Below are 3,202 nucleotides of genomic sequence, written 5' to 3' on the forward strand. Positions count from 1 at the left end.
GACGACGACGCTCCCGAGGTGATCCAGCCGGCCCCGCCGCAGGCGGTCTCGCCGCAGCAGGACACCGACGATGACACCGACGACGACGCGGACACCGACACCGACTCCGATGACGACGACTCCGACGACGACTGACGCGCCCGGGCAGCGCCGGCTGAGGAACACAGCCCACGCCCGCCCGCGACCTCGTCACACGAGCCGGTAGCCGACTCCTCTGACCGTCTCCAACCGGTCCTTACCGAGCTTGCCCCGCAGGTAGGACACGTACACGTCCACGACGTTCGAGCCGGGATCGAAGTCCAGCCCCCACACATTGGCGAGCAGCTGCTCGCGGCTGAGCACCTGACCGGGGTGACGCAGGAAGACCTCGGCGAGCGCGAACTCCCGCGCCGACAGATCCACCCACTGCCCACCCACCTGCACCCGCCGCGTGCGCAGGTCCAGGGCCAGATCGCCGTGCTCAATGACGCCGGGCTCGGTGGCGGGTGCTTCACGCGGCCGCAGGCGCAGCCGAATCCGAGCGACGAGTTCGTCGAAGGCGAAGGGCTTGGGAAGGTAATCGTCGGCGCCCCCCTCCAGGCCCGCCACCCGATCGGCGACGGAGGAGCGCGCCGTGAGCATGATGACCGGCGTCCTCACCCCCTGCCCGCGCAGCCGCTCCAGCACCTCGAACCCGTCGATATCCGGCAGCCCAACATCCAGCAGGATGATGTCGGCGTCCCCCAGTAGGGCCATCTCGATGGCGTCCGCGCCGTTGTCCACCGCCTTGGGTACGAATCCCGCGGCCTTGAGGCCCTTGGTGAGGAAGGAGGTGATGCGGGCCTCGTCCTCCACAATCAGTACAGTGCTCATAGGGTGCTCATGGGCGATTGCCCGACTCCTTCTGCCGCGCCGGATCGGGGATTGTCAGGGGATGTCACAGGTAGACGCAGCGTGAAGGTTGATCCTCTCCCAACCTCCGAGGCTATGTCGAGCGCGCCACCGTGAGCGGAAACGATGTTCTCCACGATGCTCAGCCCCAGCCCGGAGCCGGAAGAACGGCGCTGGGCCTGCACGGTGCGCGCGAAACGACGGCGCACCCGATCCAGGTCCGCTTCGGCGATCCCGATGCCCTCGTCCTTCACCCACAGGCGCAGCTCGGTGTCGGTGATCCCCGAGCCGAGGGTGATTCGCGAATCCTCCTCGGAGTACTTGACCGCATTGGCGGCCAGCTGCAGCCAGGCCTGGGTGACGCGGGCCGGATCGAGGAGCACGGTGCCGGTGGCGCACTCTGCCAGCCGCCACCGCCGTTCCCCCAGGGCGCGTGCCTTGTCGAAGACCTGCAGGGTGAGGTTCTCCGTGTCCGTGGGCTCGGGGACCACGAAGTCGCTTTGGGAGCTGCGGGCGAGTTCGAGCAGGTCGCCCACGAGCGTGCCCATGCGGTCCAGCTCGTCCAGGGCCAGCTCCGTGGTCTGGCGTACGTCCTCGGGGTCGTCGGCGTCAATGAGTTCGAGGTGTCCGCGCACCACCGTGATCGGGGTGCGCAGCTCGTGCCCGACGTCGTCGAGCAGCTCGCGCTGCCCCTCCACGGACCGCTGCACCCGGTCGAGCATGCGGTTGACGGCCGCGGCCAGCCCCGACAGGTCGTCGCGGCCGCGCACCCGCACCCGGGTGGTCAGGTCGCGCTCGTCAATGGACTCGGTGGCGTTGCGCAGTTCCCATATGGGGCGCAGCAGCCGGCCGATACCCAGCCACGCCAACGCCGTCACCAGGATGACGGTGACTGTCGCCGCTGCCGCGTACAGGCGCATGGTGCGCCGCAGGCCCGCCTCCGCCGCATCCAGGTCGACGGCGCGGACCAGGGCCGCCGTCGTCGTGCCGTCGGATATCGGCACCACCAGGACGCGGTAGTGCCCGGCGGTCGTGTCAATGGTGGTGATGGTGGAGACGTCCGCGTCGGCCAGGGGAAGCAATCGCTCAACCAGTTCGGCGTCCTCCTCGGGCCGTAGGTCGATGCCCTCGGCGGACACCCAGTGCACGGCCCCGCCGACGATGCCCAGCTGCCCTTCCTCTGCGTCCAGGACAGAGCGCTGCATATAGGTGTGCAGGACCTGGGCCGGATCGGCCAGGGGACGCCCGGAGGCGGGGTCGATGCCCTCGTCGGCCAGGCGCCGCAGCTCCTGACGGGCCAAGACGAGCCGGTCGTCAATGTCGGCATGCGTGCTGCGCAGGTCCAGCACCCACACGGCGGCGCCGGAAGTCGCCAGCGCCACCAACGCAACCAGGACGATTGTCCACATGATCCGGGTGCGGATGGTCGCCCGGGAGAACGGCGCGGTGACCTTCACGCACCTATTGTGCCCGGCCGGCTCCCACTTGCGCTCCCCGTCGCCACCACGCTTCGGGGCTCCTGCAGACATTCAGACACCGGGCGCTTGCCGCGCCGCCGCACCGCGTGCCGCCCAGGCGGCCGGTGAGGCGGCCAGGCGCAGGGAGCCGTCCGTCCAGGCGGGCAGCCATGCGCTGGCGCCGGGGCGGAAGGCGTGGACGAATCCCAGCCGCAGGCGGGACGCCAGGTAGTAGACGGCCAGGCGTGGCTCGGTGGACACCCGGGCCGCCACGTCATCCAGGAGCCGGCCGATGCGCGTATACGCTGGCCCGCCCAGTTGCCCCTGGACGCGCATGAGGTCGACATGTGCGGCCAGGTTGCCCAGATCCAGGGCGGGTTCCGCCGCGGCGGCGGTGTCCAGATCCAGCAAGGACAGGGTCCGGCCGTCCCACAGCAGTTGGCCGTCGTGCAGATCCCGGTGGCAGGCCGCCAGCGGCTCGCCCTCTTCCTGCAGCAGCGCGCATACCCGGTTGACGGCGGCCTCGAGGTGCCGCCGTGGCGCCCCGAGCAGGTCGAGCCCGCCGACGCCGTCTGCGCGGTGGAACCAGCCGTCCAGCACCGCGGCCTCATCCGCGCCCGTGTGCGCCGGCAGCGGCTGTGGCTGGACGGCCCCCGGCCACAGCTGGGCGAAGCGCTCCCAGGCGGGCAGGCCCGCATCCCCCAGGTCATGAAGGGAGCGGCCCGGCAGCAGCTCCAGATCCAGGCGGGCCGGCGAGCGTTCCAGGACGCGGGCGATGCGCAGCCCGGCCCGCGTGAACGGTCGGGCCGCGTCCGGGTTGGCCAGCCGCCGGGCGCGCCCGGGACGCACGAGCTTGCGGACCCGATCGGTGCCGA

At 71.0% G+C, this 3,202-nt stretch carries 3 protein-coding genes; all 3 read right to left on the reverse strand.

From position 1 onward, the window contains the following. Nucleotides 1–189: 189 nt before the first annotated feature. Complete coding sequence (locus tag RWX45_RS08785) at nt 190–852, reverse strand: response regulator transcription factor (protein WP_316023352.1); 663 nt, start codon at nt 850–852, stop codon at nt 190–192. Beyond that, nucleotides 849–2,327: a HAMP domain-containing sensor histidine kinase gene (locus RWX45_RS08790; protein WP_316023353.1), complete on the reverse strand. Its 1,479-nt coding sequence runs from the start codon at nt 2,325–2,327 to the stop codon at nt 849–851. Before RWX45_RS08790 ends, RWX45_RS08785 begins: the two co-directional genes overlap by 4 nt. Before the next feature lie 72 nt (nt 2,328–2,399). Next, on the reverse strand, nt 2,400–3,202 hold an 803-nt coding region (locus tag RWX45_RS08795; protein ID WP_316023354.1), incomplete at its 5' end, for a phosphotransferase.

Origin of the sequence: Actinomyces sp. MRS3W (genome assembly GCF_032465695.1) — a bacterium.
Classification (GTDB): domain Bacteria; phylum Actinomycetota; class Actinomycetes; order Actinomycetales; family Actinomycetaceae; genus Actinomyces.